Raw genomic sequence first — 757 nt, forward strand, 5'->3', positions numbered from 1 at the left:
AACACCGGATAACGCTTGAAATCGCTATCACATTGAATCCATCCCTCTCGGAGATAATGAGAGAAATGCATTCGTGTTCTTCTCGTCCAATTTGTTAAAGAGCAAATCTGACCCAGTGATCAGAAAGGAAGGCTTCATCAATCTGAAACATTCGTTTCTGTACACTGACTTTCGTCAGTCAATCATCGATCATTCAGGTTTTGGTGGAGCTAAGCGGGATCGAACCGCTGACCTCCTGCGTGCAAGGCAGGCGCTCTCCCAGCTGAGCTATAGCCCCTAAAAGCTACCTACAAGAATTTTGCTGATCTAGGCGTCGAAGTGCGCCGCATAGCCTGCTATGCAAGTGCTTCGACAACGACGAGCAGCGAAATTCTGGTGGGTCTGGGTGGATTTGAACCACCGACCTCACCCTTATCAGGGGTGCGCTCTAACCAACTGAGCTACAGACCCAATTATCACTGCACCTTGTGCCACCTGAGCTGCGTTGCGGCTCTCGTTCACTCGGTCACGTACGTTTGTACGCTCCCTCACTCACTCCATCCGCGCCTTGTCAGCTGTCACAACCTACAGCGCTAATTCCTGCTCCCATCTTTCCATACAGAAAGACCTGAACAGTCATCGGGTCTGTATAGACCCTTTGCTCTCTTCTTAAGCCAACCAAGTAATTCGTGTGGACTCTGACCGAAGCATTCGGCTTCGTTTAAGGAGGTGATCCAGCCGCAGGTTCCCCTACGGCTACCTTGTTACGACTTCACCC

The 757-nt window shown here is 50.6% G+C and carries 2 tRNA genes and 1 rRNA gene; all 3 read right to left on the reverse strand.

From position 1 onward, the window contains the following. Positions 1–201: 201 nt before the first annotated feature. A tRNA-Ala gene (locus FPL19_RS17480) sits at positions 202–277 on the reverse strand. Between the two features lie 96 nt (positions 278–373). Next, a tRNA-Ile gene (locus tag FPL19_RS17485) sits at positions 374–450 on the reverse strand. A 251-nt stretch (positions 451–701) separates the two neighbouring features. Continuing rightward, positions 702–757: ribosomal RNA gene (locus FPL19_RS17490) — 16S ribosomal RNA — on the reverse strand; the annotation flags it as partial.

This window comes from Marinobacter halotolerans (assembly GCF_008795985.1).
GTDB lineage: Bacteria > Pseudomonadota > Gammaproteobacteria > Pseudomonadales > Oleiphilaceae > Marinobacter > Marinobacter halotolerans.